The 687-nt window shown below is 30.6% G+C and carries 1 protein-coding gene; it reads right to left on the bottom strand.

Going from position 1 to position 687, the window contains the following annotated elements:
* Positions 1-567, bottom strand: a 567-nt coding sequence (locus A5875_RS23520; RefSeq protein ID WP_176244600.1) for a hypothetical protein, incomplete at its 3' end; no start/stop codon positions are given.
* Positions 568-687 lie beyond the last annotated feature (120 nt).

Below are 687 nucleotides of genomic sequence, written 5' to 3'. Positions count from 1 at the left end.
ATATTGATCCGTTCTATTATATGCTTCAGCCTTATATGCAAGCATTTTTTCGGAAAGCTCAGTATCAGAATAGTCTTCCAATACTTCCAAACACCTTTCGCTTTTATCGTTAAACAGATATAAAGCTGTTATTATTTCATCTGCAATCTGTTTATTGACTTTACGTATATCAAAATATAAATTTTCTGCTAACACCAACTCATTATTTTGCAGTAGAAATGCAGCAATGTCGTCTATCTTTCTTTCATCTGGATACTCGTTAAATCGATTTTTAAATAATTCAAAGGAACTTCCATAATTCTTATAGCCAAGTTTTTTTCGAGTATTTTCCAAATCGAGCAAAAGAGGAAAATCTAACTGATACTTACTTACCAAAAATTGAATGAAATTCTCGAAATCCTTTTCATTAGTATCTTGGCATTCTCTTGTGCTTTTTAAATACATATATGTCATAAATCCGAATAACCTCTCATTACCCTCACTCTCATTTGAACAAATGAAAGAACTTATAAACTCAAATGCATCTTTAGGAGAAGGATTTCGAATCAACAATAAAATTTTAAACATTATGACATTCTCGAAATCCTTTGAGTTAGTATCTTGGCATTCTCTTGTGCTTTTTAAATACATATATGTCATAAATCCGAATAACCTCTCATTACCCTCACTCTCATTTGAACAAATGAA

The sequence above is a fragment of the Enterococcus sp. 3H8_DIV0648 genome (assembly GCF_002140655.1).
In the GTDB taxonomy this organism is placed as follows: domain Bacteria; phylum Bacillota; class Bacilli; order Lactobacillales; family Enterococcaceae; genus Enterococcus_A; species Enterococcus_A hulanensis.
Note: the sequence above shows the minus strand (reverse complement) of the source record. Positions and strands in the feature narration are given on the sequence as shown.